This window comes from Aeromonas sp. QDB39, assembly GCF_027707585.1.
GTDB lineage: Bacteria > Pseudomonadota > Gammaproteobacteria > Enterobacterales > Aeromonadaceae > Aeromonas > Aeromonas hydrophila.
Map to the genome: position 1 here is coordinate 81,355 of NZ_JAPCIV010000007.1, position 15,573 is coordinate 96,927.

Sequence of the window (15,573 nt, forward strand, 5' to 3'; positions counted from 1 at the left end):
TTTTTATTTCTGTTCGCTGCAATACAACTTGTGCAGCAATCCTATCATCTCGCGCACCTCATGGCTGCGCAGCGAATAGTAGACCGTCTGGGCCTCCTTGCGCGTCTCCACCAGTTCATCCCGCCGCAACACAGCCAGATGCTGTGACAACGCCGACTGGCTCAAACCCAGCCGCTCGTTGAGCTCGCCCACCGACAGCTCCCGCTCCAGCAGCTGACACAGGATAAACAAGCGCCGCTCGTTGGCCAGCGCCTTGAGCAGAGCGACCGCCCGGCTTGCATTTGCCTCCATCTCTTCCAGTTGCATCTCATTCCCTCTCGTTCGAGGCAAGAATCATACTCTGTGGCCCGTCGATTTAAAATGACAGGGTTGCCGGTTGAATCGTGGTGAAATCCTCCTGACCGGCAAACAGAAAGGAGAAATCGCTCTCGCATACCCGTTTTACCGCCGGATGCTGGATCATCCGTTCAGCGAAGATGACGTAGTACTCCTCCATCAGATCCTGGGTCTCCCCCAGCAGCATCACCTCCTCCCCTTCCAGGATCTCCTCCCGATAGATGGTAGGAGCCATGAAGATGCCCTGGTTGAAGAAGCCGAATGCCTTCATCAGGGCCGCATCGTCAAACTCGCCGAGGATGCTGGGCGATACGCCCTGCTGCTCGAACCACTGGGTCAGCTGGCGGCCCATGGCGGTGCGCCGGCCCGGGATCAGCAGCTTGCGTTCCTCCAGACAGGCCGGAAAAGGCAGCGACGGCAGTGGCGCCTTGCAGAAGAAGCTGACCCCGCAGCCACCGAGCCGCTTGGAGAGCAGGCCGGCGTGCTGGCTGGAGTCCACCGGGCAGTCCGACAGGATCATGTCGAGCTTGTGCTCGCTCAGCTGTTCCAGCAGCAACTCATGGGTCGATTCGAAGCAACGCAGGTGGATGGAACCGTCGTTGGGGATGACGGAGAGCAGTACCCGGCTGGCAAGACGTTTGGAGAGCGCATCGGCGATGCCGACGTCGAACAGGATCTGGCTCTCCTTGCGGTAGTTGACGATATCCAGCATCTCGTAGGAGAGGCTGAACATCTTGTCGGCATAGCGAAACACCAGCTGACCCAGCTCGGTCGCCTCGAGGGAACGCCCTTTGCGCATCAGCAGCTTGCCGCCCAGGCGCTGCTCCAGCAGCTTGATCTGGCCGGTGACGGTCTGCGGCGTCAAGAAGAGGGCTTCCGCCGCTTGCGTGACGGAGCCCTTCTTCTGAGTCATCCAAAAATAGTAAAGATGGTTGTAGTTAAGGTGTGACATCCGATGGGGTTCCCGCGCTGCGCGGACTCCGGTAGCAACTGAGTTCAGCCGCCAGAATGTCATACATGTCGCTGATCGAGTCAACCTTGTTCGCGTCGAACTGCGCCTGCAGATGGGCCTTGAGGCGGGCCGGATCCGGCATCCGCTCCCCGCAATAACGCTTGTTGGACTGTTTGACCCGCTCGCCGGCCCGGCTGCTCAGCGCCCGCTCGGCGAAGGTCTCGCCAAACTGGGCCTTGGCCTGCCTGTCCCCCAGCATCAGGGCGCTGTCGACCACCCCGTTGAGGTAGGCCGAGCAGCCGGCCGAGGCCGCATCCTGCTGGCAATCCTGCAGACTGCCGGCCCAGGCCGTCTGGCTCAGCGCCAGCAAGGCCAGCCATCCTAGTCTTTTCATAACCCCTCCGTGCTTTGGTCGGCCTCCCGATTCGGGAGCGCCATGCGCAGGGCGAGATAACCGACGATCGCCGCCAGGGTCGATCCCACCAGGATCCCGAGGCGCGAATAGCTGCCGTAATCCAACCCGCCGTGCTCGAAGGCCAGCGAGGCGATGAACATCGACATGGTAAAGCCGATGCCGCACAGGATGCTGACCGCGAAGATCTGTTTGAAATTGACCCCGTTGGGCAATTGGGCAATGCCGAGCTTCACCGCCAGCCAGCTGATGGTAAACACCCCGAGCGGCTTGCCGATGAACAGCCCCAGCATGATGCCGAGCGGCACCGGGCTCAGCAGGGCGGAGAGACCAATCCCCTCCAGCGATACCCCGGCATTGGCAAAGGCGAACAGCGGCAGGATCAGGTAGGCACTCCAGGGGTGCAGGGCATGCTCCAGCTGCTTGAGCGGCGAGACATAGCGCTTGCCGTTGAGCGGGATCATGAAGCCCACTATGACCCCGGCCAGGGTCGCATGGACGCCCGATTTCAGCACCGCCACCCAGAGCACCAGCCCCACCAGCATGTAGAGGCTGATCCGATCCTCGCCGCGGCGGTTCATCCACAGCAGGGTCAGGGTCGCCAGGATGCCGATCGCCAGCGCCGTCAGCGACAGCTGCTGGGTGTAGAACAGCGCGATGATGATGATCACGCCCAAGTCATCCATGATGGCCAGCGCCAGCAGGAACACCTTGAGGCTGACCGGCACCCGCTTGCCCAGCAGCGCCATCACTCCGAGGGCGAAGGCGATGTCGGTGGCGGCGGGAATGGCCCAGCCGGCGCGCGCCACTTCATCCGAGTAGTTGAAGAAGGCATAGATGAGCGCGGGTGCCAGCATGCCGCCCACCGCGGCGATGGCCGGGAAGGTGGCCTGCACCCGGGAAGAGAGGGCCCCTTCCAGCATCTCGCGCTTCACCTCGAGGCCGACCAGCAGGAAGAAGACGGCCATGAAGCCATCGTTGATCCAGAGCAGCAGCGGCTTGTTGATGTCGAGGGCGGCGATGCGTACCTGCACCTGGGTATCGAGGAAGGCCTGATAGCTGCCGGCCAGGCCGCTGTTGGCCAGGATCATCGCCAGCATGGCCGCCATGATCAGAATTATTCCGGAGGCGGCCTCCAGCTTGAGGAACTTTTTGATTACGTCGCTCATGGTTAAATTATCCACAGTATTACTTTGTTTTGAGTCTATATCCCATAACAATTAATGGAAAATCGTTTCTTACTGCGAAATACAACGAGAAAACCGAAGGCAAAATCAAACATGCCTGCTATAAGCAGGTTTTCTCCCACACGAATATCACTCTAAGCCCAGTCATCAGAGTGAATATTCCGTGGCTTTTATGCATAAAAAAGGCGCCTCATGGGCGCCTTTCACATCAGATGGCGACGGGCGCCTTGATGCCGGGATGGGGGTCGTAACCCTCTATCTCGAAATCCTCGAATTGGTAGTCGAAGATGGAGTCCGGCTTGCGCTTGATCACCAGGGTCGGCAGCGGGCGCGGCTCGCGGGTGAGCTGCAGCGCGGTCTGCTCCATGTGGTTGGAGTAGAGGTGCACGTCACCACCGGTCCAGACGAAGTCGCCCACTTCCAGGTCACACTGCTGGGCCATCATGTGGGTCAGCAGGGCGTAGCTGGCGATGTTGAACGGCAGGCCGAGGAACACGTCACAGCTGCGCTGGTAGAGCTGGCAGGAGAGCTTGCCGTCGGCCACGTAGAACTGGAAGAAGGCGTGGCAGGGAGCCAGCGCCATCTTGTCCAGTTCGCCCACGTTCCAGGCGGAGACGATGATGCGGCGCGAATCCGGATTGTGCTTGATGTCGTCCACCGCCTTCTGGATCTGATCGATCACAGACCCGTCAGCCGCCGGCCAGGAGCGCCACTGGGCGCCGTAAACCGGCCCCAGATCGCCGTTCTCGTCGGCCCACTCGTCCCAGATGCTGACGCCGTGCTCTTTCAGGTAGGCGGTGTTGGTATCGCCGTTGAGAAACCACAGCAGCTCGTGAATGATGGAGCGCAGGTGGCACTTCTTGGTGGTGACCAGCGGGAAGCCTTCCGCCAGATTGAAGCGCATCTGATGGCCGAACAGGGAGACGGTGCCGGTACCGGTACGGTCGGATTTGACGGTCCCTTCATCGAGGATCTTCTGCATCAGGTCGAGATAGGCTCGCATTACTTTGCCTCCTTCAAGGTCTCACCAAACGGGTTCACAGCCACACAGGCAGGCTGCGGCAGGATCTTCTGTACCAGACCGAGATAGGCTCGCATTACTTTGCCTCCTTGACGCTGTTACCGAACAGCTGCGGCCGCTTGTAGGCAACCCAGATCATCAGGGCACCGATGATGATCATCGGGGTGGAGAGGATCTGGCCCATGCTGATCTCCTGGAAGTAGAGACCGAGCTGGCTGTCCGGCTGGCGCACGAACTCCACCAGGAAGCGGAACAGGCCGTAGAACAGCAGGAACATGCCGGAGATGGCGCCACGGGGCGGGTTCTTGCGCCAGAACAGGTTGAGGATGATGAACAGCACCACCCCTTCCAGCGCGAACTGATAGAGCTGGGATGGGTGGCGTGGCTCGGGACCTGCCTCCGGGAAGATGATGGCCCAGGGCACATCGGTGACCCGGCCCCACAGCTCACCGTTGAGGAAGTTGCCGATGCGACCGACGCCGAGGCCGAACGGAATGAGCGGTGCCACGAAGTCAGCCACGGTGAAGAAGTGGCGGTTGGTCTTGTGGGCAAACCAGACCATGGCGGTGATGACCCCGATCAGGCCGCCGTGGAACGACATGCCACCGGTCCAGATCTTGAACAGGTAGAGGGGATCGGCCAGGAACATGTCGAAGTTGTAGAACAGCACGTAACCGACCCGGCCACCCAGGATCACCCCGAGGAAGCCGTAAAACAGCAGGTCCGAGACCTCGTTGCGGGTCCAGCCACTGTTCGGCGCATCCGCGCGGCGCCCCGCCAGCCACATGGCAAATGCGAAACCAAACAGGTACATGAGACCATACCAGCGTACCGATAGTGGTCCCAAACTGAATGCTACGGGATCAATCTGCGAGAAAACCCAATATCCATCGTGCTGCATATGCGGCCCCAGTCATAAGAAAAGCCGCATTTTCCGATCATTCGTCAGCAGGGACAAGGCATGATTATCAATCAGTCTGTTTCGTTTTGTGACCGGCGCGCAGCAAACCGCCCAGGCCGTGCTCTTCCAGATAGCGGGCAAACAGGCCGCGCAGCACGTGCGGGTTGTCGTGCTTGAGGCCATCCGTCAGCAGCACCGTCAGTTCGCTCAGGGTGGACTGACGCAGCACGTACTTGATGCGGGCGATGTTGTGCGTGTTCATGCTGAAGCGGCGATAGCCCATGGCCAGCAGCAACAGCACCCCGACCGGATCACCGGCCAGCTCGCCACACACCGACACCGGCTTCTGGTAACGATGGGAGGCATCGACCAGCAGCTGCAGGGCGCGGATCACCGCCGGATGGAAGGCATCGTAGATGTTGGCGACCCTGGCGTTGTTGCGATCCACCGCCAGCAGGTACTGGGTCAGATCGTTGCTGCCCACCGACCAGAAATCGATGAGCGGCGCCATTTCGGGCAGGATGTAGAGGGCGGAAGGCACCTCGATCATCACCCCCAGGCTCGGGTAGCGGATCACCGCCTCACGGCTGGCCGCCTCTTCCGACACTTCTCGCCAGGCCTGATCCAGCAGGCGGCGGGAGGCCTTGATTTCGCTGACGCTGCTGATCATCGGCAGCATGATGGCCAGATTGTCCAGCCCTTCGCTGGCCCGCAGCATCGCCTTGAGCTGCACCAGGAACAGTTCGGGGTGATCCAGGGTGAGCCGGATCCCCCGCCAGCCAAGGAAGGGATTTTCCTCGACGATGGGGAAATAGGGCAGCTGCTTGTCGCCACCCACATCCAGGGTCCGCATGCAGACCGGCCGGTTGCGGTAGGTCTCCAGAATGCCGCGATAACGGGCGGTCTGTTCCCACTCGGAGGGGAAGCTGTCCTGCAGCATGAAGGGAATTTCGGTGCGATAGAGGCCGACCCCGTCCGCCAGCTGATTGAGGGATATTTCGGTGTCGGCACTGAGCCCGGCGTTGAGCAGCAGGGAGACAGGCACACCGTCGGCCGTCTCGGAGGGCTGGTTGTCGACGCTGCGCACCAGGGTATCGAGCGCCCGCTCTTCGCTCAGCAGCTGGCGGTACTCGGTCAGGATCACCTGATTGGGCTCGATGAAGAGATCGCCGCTGTAGCCATCGACCACCAGCATACGACCGCCGATGTCGCCAAGCGGCAGATCCACCCCCATGATGGCCGCCACCCCCATCGCACGAGCCAGAATGGCGGCGTGGGAGTTGGTGCCCCCCTTGAGCGACACCACCCCGGTCAGAAACTCGCGGGGGACTTCAGCCAGGATGGTGGCCGTCACCTCGTCGGCCACCAGTACCACCGGCTCGCCGATGGCGATATGCTCTGGCTCGTTTTGCACCAGCCGGCTGATGAGCCGCTGGGCAATGTCCTTCACATCGGTGGAGCGCTCCTGCAGGTAGGGATCCTTCATCCCCTTGAACTGATCGATCAGCCGGTCACTGATGAGCTTGACCGCCGATACCGCCGTCCAGTGCTCCTTGCTCACCTTGTTGCGAATGGGCTTGATGTAGCCCGGATCGTTCAGCAGATGCAGGTAGATGTCGAAGATGGCGACCGAGTCCTGGCTGTAGCTCTCGCGAAACCGCAGTGCCAGGCTCTCCAGATCGTGGCGCACCTCCTCCACCGCCACATTCAGCCGCTCCAGCTGTCTGGCGTGATCCTCATCCTTGCGCGGGGTGATGGAGTTGAGCTCCTTGCGCGGCCGCCACACCCAGGCCTTGGCCATGGCGATGCCGCTGGCACCGGCAATGCCACGCAGCGGCTTGCTCCAGTCGGTCTTCTGCAACCAGCCCTTGGCCTGGGCCTGGGCGATCCGGGCCGCCAGCTGGGCCGCCAGGGTCACCATGAAGGACTCTTCCCCCTCATCGAAGAGGCGGCTCTCCTTCTGCTGCACCACCAGAATGCCCACCACCTGACGCTGATGCATGATGGGGGCGCCGAGGAAGGAGCGAAACGCCTCTTCGGCCACATCGGGCAGGAACTTGAAGCTGGGATGGGAGGGGGCATCGGCCAGGTTGATCAGCTCTTCCCGCTGACCCACCAGACCGACGATGCCCTGCTCGAACGGCAGGGTGGCCTTGCCCACCGCCGACTCGGCCAGACCATCGGTCGCGGCCAGCCGGTAGCGGCGCATCTCGGGTTCTGAGACATAAACGGAACAGCAGTCCACCATCATGGCCAGCCGGGTCTGGCTGACCAGTGCCTGCAAGGCCAGCTCGAGGGTATTGGCCTCGGCCATGCTTTCGACGATGCGTCTGAGTTCCGTTAACAACTAATCTGTGCTCCTTAACGGGGGCGATTGCGCCGCCCATCCTTCTTGTTGACCTGAACAGCCGGCACCGGCATCGCCAGCGGGGCAAACTCCTTCATTACCCGTCGATAGACTTCCCGCTTGAAAGAGACGACCTGACGGACCGGATACCAGAAGCTGACCCAACGCCAGTCATCAAACTCGGGATGACCATGACAGCCGAACTGGATCCTGGACTCCCTGCCCGGATCCAGCTGCAGCAAGAACCATTTTTGTTTTTGGCCAATACAGACCGGTGAACTGTCCCAACGAACGAGGCGTTTGGGCAAGCGGTACTTCAGCCAGTTGCGACTGGTGGCCATGATGGTCACATCTTCGGGCTTGAGGCCTATCTCCTCATACAGCTCACGATACATGGCCTGCTCCGGCGTCTCACCATCATCAACCCCTCCCTGCGGAAACTGCCAGGAGTGCTGCCCATAGCGCTTAGCCCACAATACTTGTCCGTCACGGTTACAGATCACGATTCCGACATTGGGACGAAACCCGTCGCCATCTATCACGTGATCACCTTATAAAGGCTGAATCTATAAGGGGATTGTTCCACATTCACCTCGTGGCAGCAAACAGGGACTGCGATCCCCCACTCATGAATAACTTTCAATTTCAAGCCGACTTATAAACAAATCCAAGGATCAACTGGACCAAGTTGCCCACCCAGACTGTGCATAAGCCTGTGAGCAAGCAGGTATATACAGTAGTTTCATTTATCTGATCCAAACCAGGCGACAGCATACCCCATGTTGATAAAAACAGAATATGTATTTAAATACATGATGTTAAACAATCAATGCTGGATCAAGATCCATGTCTTTCACGGCCAGCGATCCGGGATCTCGATTGTGAACAAGTTCGACTGTTCAAAGATCCACCATGGCTATTTTATCCACAGGAGTGGCACACTATCTGCTCTGGAATCGCCGTTGAAATCGGTGCTGTTTCACATTTTTTTGTAACAATGAGCCAACTATTAGCACTTGCCGGCAGTTATCCAAGATTTCTGTGGATAACTGTGTGCAACAGCGCGAGCAAACCCTTGGACAACTATTTTGAGCCTGGATCCTGCTGGTCAATGACCGAGGGTATAGAGACAAATTTGTTTAAAATCATTATGATAAGTACTTACTCACAAAACAGCCCCCCCTGTGCATACCCCTGCCAGGATCGGTTATAAAAACAGCGATCCTCAGCGAGGATCAGAGTTGCTAGAATAATTCCCCTTTGCAGGAGTGAACCATGCCCACCAACCCCCAGTCCGAGCAGGAATTGCTGGCCCGCGCCTATGCCATGGCGGGCTTCACGCTGGCCCAGCTGGCCGCCACGGCCGACATCGCCGTGCCGGCGGATCTGCGTCGTGACAAGGGCTGGGTTGGTCAGCTGATCGAGTGGCAGCTAGGGGCCAGCGCTGGCAGCAAGCCCGAACAGGACTTCCCGGATCTTGGCATCGAACTCAAGACGATCCCCATCGATCCTCAGGGCAAACCGCTGGAGACGACCTTCGTCTGCGTGGCACCGCTGATCGGTGTCAGCGGCCAGCAGTGGGAACAATCCAATGTGCGCAACAAGCTCTCTCGCGTGCTCTGGATCCCGGTGGAGGGCAGCCGCGAGATCCCCATCGGTGAGCGCCGCATCGGTATGCCGCTGTTGTGGAGTCCGAATGAAGAGGAGGAGCGGCTGCTGCGCCAGGACTGGGAAGAGCTGATGGACATGATAGTGCTGGGAGAGGTGGAGCAGATCAGCGCCCGCCACGGCCAGGTGTTGCAACTGCGTCCCAAGGCGGCCAACAACAAGGCTCTGACCCGGGCCATCGGCCGCAATGGCCAGCCGATCATGACCCTGCCGCGCGGCTTTTACCTCAAGATAGGCTTTACCCACGGGCTGCTGCAGCGCCACTTTGCCCTGCCCGCTTGATCTCGGTTATCAACATCCTTGTCATAAAGTGATATAAAAATAGCCAGCAGCTATTTCTTCGCAATCAGGACAAGGAGGCGTCATGCCGATCAACAAGCAATTTCTCAAGTCTCGCCCCGAGGTCAAGGTGACCTTTGCCGTGGAAAAAGAGGCCGCAGGAGAGGCCGAGCAGGTGCTGTTGCTGGGGGAGTTCAGCCAGTGGCAACCCATCGAGCTCAAGCGGATGAAGAGCGGTGAGTTCAAGACCACCCTCAATCTGCCGACCGACGGTCCCGCTCATTTCGAGTATTGCTACCAGCTGGTGCAACCCAACGGGGAGACCCACTACGACAATGACTGGGCGGCGGATGACTACGTGCCCGGTCCCTTCGGACGCGACAACTCGGTGGTGCGGGTCAGCCAGCCAGGTTGAGCCGGCACACCCGGAAGCGGATACAAAAAAGGCTCGCCATTGGCGAGCCTTTTCACTACCTGTCGAGCTTTTCGCCGACATACCGACACCAATTCGAATCGAATTAGTTGAGCTTCTCTTTGATACGAGCAGCTTTGCCGGACAGGTTGCGCAGGTAGTACAGTTTGGCGCGGCGAACATCACCACGACGCTTCAGTTCTACACTGTGGATCAGCGGAGAGTGAGTCTGGAATACACGCTCAACACCTTCGCCGTTGGAGATCTTGCGAACGGTGAAAGCAGAGTGCAGACCGCGGTTACGCTTGGCAATAACGATGCCTTCGAAAGCCTGCAGACGCTCTTTACCACCTTCTTTAACACGAACTTGAACACGTACGGTGTCGCCCTGGGCAAAAGCCGGGATGTCGGTACGCAGTTGCTCTTGTTCAAGCTGCTGAATAATCTTGCTCATTGTCTTTCCTTACCTAGGATAAACTGAAAACTCTACTTAACGCTGTCACGCACTTCGCGGACATACTCGGCAAGAAGTGATTCTTGCTCGTCAGTCAGAGCTAGGTTGTTAATAAGTTCCGGCCTTCTCTGCCAGGTTCGTCCGAGCGATTGCTTGAGCCGCCAGCGCCGAATCACTTCGTGATTGCCGCTTGTCAGCGCCTCTGGCACCGCCAATCCATCCAACAACTCCGGCCGAGTGTAGTGGGGATGATCCAGCAGGCCATCCGTGAAGGAGTCCTGCTCGGCACTGGCCTGATCGCCCAAAACCCCAGGGACCAGACGCGAAACCGCATCGATCAGGGTCATGGCAGGCAACTCGCCACCACTTAACACGTAATCCCCGATAGACCACTCTTCGTCGACTTCGGTTTGTATCACGCGTTCATCGATACCTTCGTATCGACCGGCGACCAGAATCAGTTTCTGATTCGTCGCCAACTCGGTCACGCCCGCTTGAGTCAGCTTGCGTCCCTGAGGAGAGAGATAGATGACTTTCGCCCCGTCTCCCGCCGCTTGCTTGGCTGCATGAATCGCGTCACGCAGCGGCTGAACCATCATTAACATGCCGGGCCCACCACCATAAGGACGATCATCGACCGTACGGTGTTTGTCGTGGGTAAAGTCCCGGGGGTTCCAGCACTCAATCTGCAGCAGGCCACTCTTGACGGCCCGACCCGTTACCCCGTGCTCGGTAATGGCTCGGAACATTTCAGGGAAGAGGCTAATCACCCCAATCCACATAAGAAACCTCCGGCACCCGTGTTAGCGCGGGAAACTAGAAACCAGGATCCCAATCAACTTCGATTGTTCGAGCAGTCAGATCAATGTTCTTGATCACCTGCTCTTCCAGGAACGGAATCAACCGCTCCTTCGCACCAAAGGCATCTTTTACATTGGCCTCAACCACCAACACATCGTTGGAGCCGGTTTCCATCAATTCGGTCACCTTGCCCAGGTCGTATCCCTTGGTGGTCACTACCGAGCAACCAATCAGGTCACGCCAGTAGAACTCGCCCTCAGGCAACGCAGGCAACAGATCGGCGGCTACGCCAATCTCGACATTGGTCAATGCCAGGGCATCCTCGCGCACGTCGATACCATCGAGTTTGCAGATCAGACCCTTGTTGTGACGCTTCCAGGATGAAACCTGAATTTCACGCCACACCCCGTTCTGATTGATCAGCCAGGGGTTGTAATCGAAAATCGCTTCGGCAACATCGGTGAAGGAGTTCACTTTAAGCCAGCCCTTGATGCCGTAAACGGTACCCAGGGTGCCCAGAACTACAGGTTTTTCCACCTTAACTCCTTACCGTTTGGCTGATTAAGCAGCTTTGGCAGCGTCTTTGATCAGCTTGGCAACGCGGTCAGAAACAGCGGCACCAGTACCAACCCAATGCTCGATACGAGCCAGGTCCAGGTTCAGCTTTTCAGCGTTACCAGAAGCAACCGGGTTGAAGAAACCAACGCGCTCGATGAAACGACCGTCACGGGCGTTACGGCTGTCAGCAACTACTACCTGGTAGAACGGACGCTTTTTCGCGCCACCACGTTGTAAACGAATGGTTACCATATCGTCCTCATTAACATCTAATGAACAAGGCCCGCAAACACGCGGACCCTAGCTTAAAATAAGCCGCGTAATTCTACTTGGATTCGTAATAATTGCAACCAAGCCAGCCATTTTTTGCACAAGCGGCCCCATGAAAAGGGCCCACCCATGGTGAGCCCTTGACGTGTGCATGACGACCGGCAATCAGAAGGGGCCGCGGCCACCACCGAATCCCGGTGGCAGCATGTTCTTCATCTGCCCCATCATCTTGCGCATGCCACCCTTGCCGGACATCTTCTTCATCATCCGCTGCATCTCGGTGAACTGCTTGAGCAGCTTGTTTACGTCCTGCACCTGCATGCCCGAGCCTGCAGCGATACGACGCTTGCGAGAGCCCTTGATGAGGTCGGGATGGGCACGCTCCTTGGGCGTCATGGAGCTGATGATGGCCTCCATCCGCACGGTGAGCTTGTCATCCATCTGATCCTTGATGTTGTCCGGCAAGCCGGACATGCCCGGCAGCTTGTCGAGCATGCCCATCATGCCGCCCATGTTGCGCATCTGGGCCAGCTGCTCGCGGAAATCTTCCAGATCGAAGCCCTTGCCGCTCTTGACCTTGCTGGCCAGCTTGGCCGCCTTCTCTTTATCGACGTTGCGCTCCACCTCTTCGATGAGAGAGAGCACGTCGCCCATGCCGAGGATGCGGGAAGCCAGACGATCCGGGTGGAACGGCTCCAGCGCATCGGTCTTCTCGCCCATACCGATGAACTTGACCGGTTTGCCGGTGATGTGGCGCACCGACAAAGCGGCACCACCGCGGGCATCGCCGTCCGCCTTGGTGAGGATCACGCCGGTGAGCGGCAGCGCCTCGTTGAAGGCCTTGGCAGTGTTGGCGGCGTCCTGACCGGTCATGGCATCCACCACGAACAGGGTCTCGACCGGCTTGATGGTGGCGTGGAGATGCTTGATCTCGTCCATCATGTCGCTGTCGACGTGCAGGCGGCCGGCGGTATCGACGATCACCACGTCATAGAACTTCTTGCGTGCCTGATCGATGGCCGCATTGGCGATGTCGACCGGCTTCTGGCTGGCATCGCTCGGGAAGAAGTCCACACCGATGTCATTGGCCAGGGTTTCCAGCTGTTTGATCGCCGCCGGACGATAGACGTCGGCACTGACTACCAGCACCTTTTTCTTGCTGCGCTCTTTGAGCAGCTTGGCCAGCTTGCCGACCGTGGTAGTTTTACCGGCCCCCTGCAGACCAGCCATCAGGATGATGGCTGGCGGCTGGGCAGCCAGATTGAGCTGCTCGTTGGCCTCCCCCATCACCGAGACCAATTCGCCATGCACAATCTTGATGAAGGCCTGGCCCGGGCTCAGGGACTTGGCCACTTCCTGGCCAACCGCCCGCTCCTTGACGCGAGCCACGAAGTCACGCACCACCGGCAGGGCGACGTCCGCCTCGAGCAGCGCCATGCGAACTTCGCGCAAGGTCTCTTTGATGTTCTCTTCGGTCAGACGACCACGGCCGCTGACATTGCGCAGGGTGCGCGAGAGTCGTTCAGTCAAATTCTCAAACATGACGCATTCCGGTTCTTGGCGTAACAAATGGGGGCATTATACCTCAGCCGGCGCAATGAGGACGATTATTCGCCGCACACGACGGTGACCTGCCCCTCAAAAGGGCAGGTACAATGAACCCAGGCTGGTATTTCGGCCGGCGCCGGCGCGCCTTCTGGTGCGTGCCGCGGCGGCAGACTGCTGCCTATATATGGGCGGATCGGCGGCAGCACAACTGGCGAGCACATCTTGTGCAAGGTATACTGCCCTTCCTATTCCCAATCGCTTGCTCGACAACGACCCGGTTATGATCGTGATCTCTGTTCTGGCCCTGGCGTTCTATCTGCTGGCCATCATCGCCTCTCTGCACCTGCTGCTCAGTGCCAAACCAGTGGGACAAGCCCCCCTGTTTGCCTGCATCGGACTGGCCCTGATCGCCCATGGCACCGCCGTGGCCGGCGAAGTGCTGGTGACTCACTCCGGCCAGAATCTGAGCATGCTCAACGTAGCCTCGCTGGTCAGTCTCATCATCAGCTGCTTCATGACCTGCGTCACCCGCCGCTTCAACGGCTGGATCCTGCTGCCGGTGGTCTACAGCTTCTCGGCCCTGCTGCTGGCCGCCAGCGCCCTCATTCCCGGCCGCTACATCACCCATCTGGAGGCCCATCCCCAGCTGCTGCTGCACATCGGTCTGGCGCTGATGGCCTACTCGGTATTGATGATCGCCTGCCTGTTTGCGCTGCAGCTAGCCTGTCTGGACCGGCAGCTGAAGTCGCGCAAGATCAGCCAGCTGCCCGCCATGCCGCCCCTGATGACGGTGGAGAAGCGGCTGTTCCAGCTCATCTCGGCGGGTCTGTTCCTGCTAACTCTCTCCATTGCCTCCGGCCTGTTCTTCCTCGAAGACATGTTCGCCCAGGGCAAGTCCCACAAGGCCATCCTCTCGATCCTGGCCTGGTGCGTCTACGTGCTGCTGCTGTGGGGCCACCATACCCGTGGCTGGCGCGGTCGCAAGGTGATCACCCTGAGCCTGATCGGCAGCTTCATCCTGACTCTGGCCTATTTTGGCAGCCGCTTCGTCAAAGAAGTCTTGTTGAGCTGACCGCCACCCTTTTTATCACCCACTCCCACAGGAGCCCTTCTTGGACAGTATCTCAACGAGTACATTGCTGATTGTTCTCGTTATCTTGATCCTCTTGTCTGCTTTTTTCTCCAGTTCCGAAACCGGCATGATGTCCCTCAACCGCTACAAGTTGCGACATCTGGCCCAGACCAAACACAAGGCCGCCCGCCGGGTAGAAAAGCTGCTATCCCGCCCGGATCGCCTGCTGGGGCTGATCCTGATCGGCAACAACCTGGTCAACATCCTCGCCTCGGCCATCGCCACCATCGTCTGTATCCGCGTCTTCGGCGATCTCGGGGTGGCCATCGCCACCTTCGGCCTGACCCTGATCGTGCTGGTGTTTGGTGAAGTGACCCCCAAGACCCTGGCAGCCATGTTCCCGGAGAAGATTGCCTACCCGGCCTCCTGGGTGCTCAAGGGGCTGATGGTGCCGCTCTCGCCGCTGGTCTGGCTGATCAACGGCATCACCAGCGGCCTGCTCAAGCTGCTGCGGCTCAACCCCAGCAAGGATGACGCCCTCAATACCGAGGAGCTGCGCACCATCGTCAACGAGGCCGGCAGCCTCATCCCCCAGCGCCATCAGGAGATGCTGCTCAGCATTCTGGATCTGGACAAGATGACGGTGGAGCACATCATGGTGCCGCGCAGCGAGATCTACGCCATCGACATCAACGACGACTGGAAAACCATACTGCGCCAGCTGGCCCACTGTGCCCACACCAAGATCCTGCTCTATCGCGACAACATCGACGACGTGGTGGGCTTTCTGCACGCCCGCGACGCACTGCGGCTGATGGCCAGGGATCAGTTCAACAAGTCGAGCCTGCTGCGGGAGGTGGACGAGATCTACTTCATCCCGGAGGGAACGCCGCTCAACGTCCAGCTGGCTAAGTTCCAGCGCAACAAGGAGCGGATCGGCCTCATCGTTGACGAGTACGGCGACATTCAGGGACTGATCACTCTGGACGACATTCTGGAAGAAATAGTGGGCGACTTCACTACCTCCATGACCCCCGCTCCCAGCGACGAGATCCACCCCCAGCCGGACGGCACCTTCCTGGTGGAGGGCTCCGCCAGCATCCGCGAGCTGAACAAGGAGATGAGCTGGCAACTGCCCATCGACGGGCCCAGAACGCTCAATGGTGCCATCCTGGAATACCTGGAGGAGATCCCCCAGCCCAACATCAGTCTGCGGCTGGCCGGCTACCCCATCGAGATCCTGGAAGTGGAGAACAACATGGTGAAGATGGCGCGGATCATGCCTGATTTATACCGTAACGAGTCTGGCTTTGAAGATTGAAAAAAAGGCTGCCACTGGCAGCCTTTTTTCTTGC

At 59.1% G+C, this 15,573-nt stretch carries 17 protein-coding genes; 4 read left to right on the plus strand and 13 right to left on the minus strand.

Annotated elements, in window-relative coordinates; all coding sequences use genetic code 11:
* Window positions 1-3: 3 nt before the first annotated feature.
* The 8 genes from PG899_RS05845 to rppH all read right to left on the minus strand — a co-directional run bounded on the left by PG899_RS05845 (window position 4) and on the right by rppH (window position 7,698).
* Complete coding sequence (locus PG899_RS05845; RefSeq protein ID WP_016349423.1) at window positions 4-306, minus strand: ArsR/SmtB family transcription factor; 303 nt, start codon at window positions 304-306, stop codon at window positions 4-6.
* A 49-nt stretch (window positions 307-355) separates the two neighbouring features.
* Entirely contained in the window at window positions 356-1,288 is a 933-nt protein-coding gene (gene nhaR / locus PG899_RS05850) for a transcriptional activator NhaR (RefSeq protein ID WP_017409027.1), read from the minus strand.
* The gene (locus PG899_RS05855; protein ID WP_045529143.1) at window positions 1,275-1,682 is read right to left on the minus strand and encodes a hypothetical protein; all 408 of its coding nucleotides are present in this window, start codon (window positions 1,680-1,682) and stop codon (window positions 1,275-1,277) included. The genes nhaR and PG899_RS05855 overlap by 14 nt, the downstream gene beginning before the upstream one ends.
* Window positions 1,679-2,869: a Na+/H+ antiporter NhaA gene (gene nhaA, locus PG899_RS05860; RefSeq protein ID WP_077095896.1), complete on the minus strand. Its 1,191-nt coding sequence runs from the start codon at window positions 2,867-2,869 to the stop codon at window positions 1,679-1,681. Before nhaA ends, PG899_RS05855 begins: the two co-directional genes overlap by 4 nt.
* A 226-nt stretch (window positions 2,870-3,095) precedes the next feature.
* Complete coding sequence (gene thyA, locus PG899_RS05865; RefSeq protein WP_077095895.1) at window positions 3,096-3,890, minus strand: thymidylate synthase; 795 nt, start codon at window positions 3,888-3,890, stop codon at window positions 3,096-3,098.
* Window positions 3,891-3,984: 94 nt separating this feature from the next.
* Window positions 3,985-4,809 carry a prolipoprotein diacylglyceryl transferase gene (lgt, locus tag PG899_RS05870; protein WP_011704636.1) on the minus strand — a complete coding sequence of 275 codons (825 nt, stop codon included), beginning with the start codon at window positions 4,807-4,809 and terminating at the stop codon, window positions 3,985-3,987.
* 67 nt (window positions 4,810-4,876) lie between these two features.
* The gene (ptsP, locus tag PG899_RS05875) at window positions 4,877-7,156 is read right to left on the minus strand and encodes a phosphoenolpyruvate--protein phosphotransferase (RefSeq protein WP_024944576.1); all 2,280 of its coding nucleotides are present in this window, start codon (window positions 7,154-7,156) and stop codon (window positions 4,877-4,879) included.
* A 14-nt stretch (window positions 7,157-7,170) separates the two neighbouring features.
* Entirely contained in the window at window positions 7,171-7,698 is a 528-nt protein-coding gene (gene rppH, locus PG899_RS05880) for an RNA pyrophosphohydrolase (RefSeq protein WP_011704634.1), read from the minus strand.
* 733 nt (window positions 7,699-8,431) lie between these two features.
* Here rppH and mutH point away from each other — a divergent pair.
* Entirely contained in the window at window positions 8,432-9,106 is a 675-nt protein-coding gene (mutH, locus tag PG899_RS05885; protein ID WP_039214258.1) for a DNA mismatch repair endonuclease MutH, read from the plus strand.
* An 82-nt stretch (window positions 9,107-9,188) separates the two neighbouring features.
* Complete coding sequence (locus PG899_RS05890; protein WP_011704632.1) at window positions 9,189-9,518, plus strand: isoamylase early set domain-containing protein; 330 nt, start codon at window positions 9,189-9,191, stop codon at window positions 9,516-9,518.
* Between the two features lie 103 nt (window positions 9,519-9,621).
* Here the strand turns inward: PG899_RS05890 and rplS are convergent, their stop codons facing one another.
* The 5 genes from rplS to ffh form a co-directional block, all read right to left on the minus strand.
* The gene (gene rplS, locus PG899_RS05895; RefSeq protein ID WP_005313505.1) at window positions 9,622-9,969 is read right to left on the minus strand and encodes a 50S ribosomal protein L19; all 348 of its coding nucleotides are present in this window, start codon (window positions 9,967-9,969) and stop codon (window positions 9,622-9,624) included.
* Between the two features lie 32 nt (window positions 9,970-10,001).
* Complete coding sequence (gene trmD / locus PG899_RS05900; protein WP_011704631.1) at window positions 10,002-10,751, minus strand: tRNA (guanosine(37)-N1)-methyltransferase TrmD; 750 nt, start codon at window positions 10,749-10,751, stop codon at window positions 10,002-10,004.
* A 34-nt stretch (window positions 10,752-10,785) separates the two neighbouring features.
* Entirely contained in the window at window positions 10,786-11,307 is a 522-nt protein-coding gene (gene rimM, locus PG899_RS05905; RefSeq protein WP_011704630.1) for a ribosome maturation factor RimM, read from the minus strand.
* A 24-nt stretch (window positions 11,308-11,331) separates the two neighbouring features.
* Window positions 11,332-11,580 carry a 30S ribosomal protein S16 gene (gene rpsP, locus PG899_RS05910; RefSeq protein WP_005341383.1) on the minus strand — a complete coding sequence of 83 codons (249 nt, stop codon included), beginning with the start codon at window positions 11,578-11,580 and terminating at the stop codon, window positions 11,332-11,334.
* A gap of 183 nt (window positions 11,581-11,763) precedes the next feature.
* Complete coding sequence (gene ffh, locus PG899_RS05915) at window positions 11,764-13,140, minus strand: signal recognition particle protein (RefSeq protein WP_011704629.1); 1,377 nt, start codon at window positions 13,138-13,140, stop codon at window positions 11,764-11,766.
* A 286-nt stretch (window positions 13,141-13,426) separates the two neighbouring features.
* Here ffh and PG899_RS05920 point away from each other — a divergent pair, with 286 nt between their 5' ends.
* Together PG899_RS05920 and PG899_RS05925 are read left to right on the plus strand one after the other, a co-directional pair.
* Window positions 13,427-14,218 carry a cytochrome C assembly family protein gene (locus PG899_RS05920; protein ID WP_011704628.1) on the plus strand — a complete coding sequence of 264 codons (792 nt, stop codon included), beginning with the start codon at window positions 13,427-13,429 and terminating at the stop codon, window positions 14,216-14,218.
* 40 nt (window positions 14,219-14,258) lie between these two features.
* Window positions 14,259-15,539, plus strand: a complete 1,281-nt coding sequence (locus PG899_RS05925) for an HlyC/CorC family transporter (protein WP_024944580.1) — start codon at window positions 14,259-14,261, stop codon at window positions 15,537-15,539.
* Window positions 15,540-15,573: the final 34 nt, after the last annotated feature.

Excerpts from the sequence above, each read along its gene's own strand:
- thyA (WP_077095895.1), bottom strand. The coding sequence starts at position 3,890 with ATGCGAGCCTATCTCGACCTGATGCAGAAGATCCTCGATGAAGGGACC.
- ffh (WP_011704629.1), bottom strand. The coding sequence starts at position 13,140 with ATGTTTGAGAATTTGACTGAACGACTCTCGCGCACCCTGCGCAATGTC.
- PG899_RS05845 (WP_016349423.1), bottom strand. The coding sequence starts at position 306 with ATGCAACTGGAAGAGATGGAGGCAAATGCAAGCCGGGCGGTCGCTCTG.
- nhaA (WP_077095896.1), bottom strand. The coding sequence starts at position 2,869 with ATGAGCGACGTAATCAAAAAGTTCCTCAAGCTGGAGGCCGCCTCCGGA.
- trmD (WP_011704631.1), bottom strand. The coding sequence starts at position 10,751 with ATGTGGATTGGGGTGATTAGCCTCTTCCCTGAAATGTTCCGAGCCATT.
- PG899_RS05920 (WP_011704628.1), top strand. The coding sequence starts at position 13,427 with ATGATCGTGATCTCTGTTCTGGCCCTGGCGTTCTATCTGCTGGCCATC.
- PG899_RS05890 (WP_011704632.1), top strand. The coding sequence starts at position 9,189 with ATGCCGATCAACAAGCAATTTCTCAAGTCTCGCCCCGAGGTCAAGGTG.
- lgt (WP_011704636.1), bottom strand. The coding sequence starts at position 4,809 with ATGCAGCACGATGGATATTGGGTTTTCTCGCAGATTGATCCCGTAGCA.
- rplS (WP_005313505.1), bottom strand. The coding sequence starts at position 9,969 with ATGAGCAAGATTATTCAGCAGCTTGAACAAGAGCAACTGCGTACCGAC.
- mutH (WP_039214258.1), top strand. The coding sequence starts at position 8,432 with ATGCCCACCAACCCCCAGTCCGAGCAGGAATTGCTGGCCCGCGCCTAT.
- PG899_RS05855 (WP_045529143.1), bottom strand. The coding sequence starts at position 1,682 with ATGAAAAGACTAGGATGGCTGGCCTTGCTGGCGCTGAGCCAGACGGCC.
- nhaR (WP_017409027.1), bottom strand. The coding sequence starts at position 1,288 with ATGTCACACCTTAACTACAACCATCTTTACTATTTTTGGATGACTCAG.
- rpsP (WP_005341383.1), bottom strand. The coding sequence starts at position 11,580 with ATGGTAACCATTCGTTTACAACGTGGTGGCGCGAAAAAGCGTCCGTTC.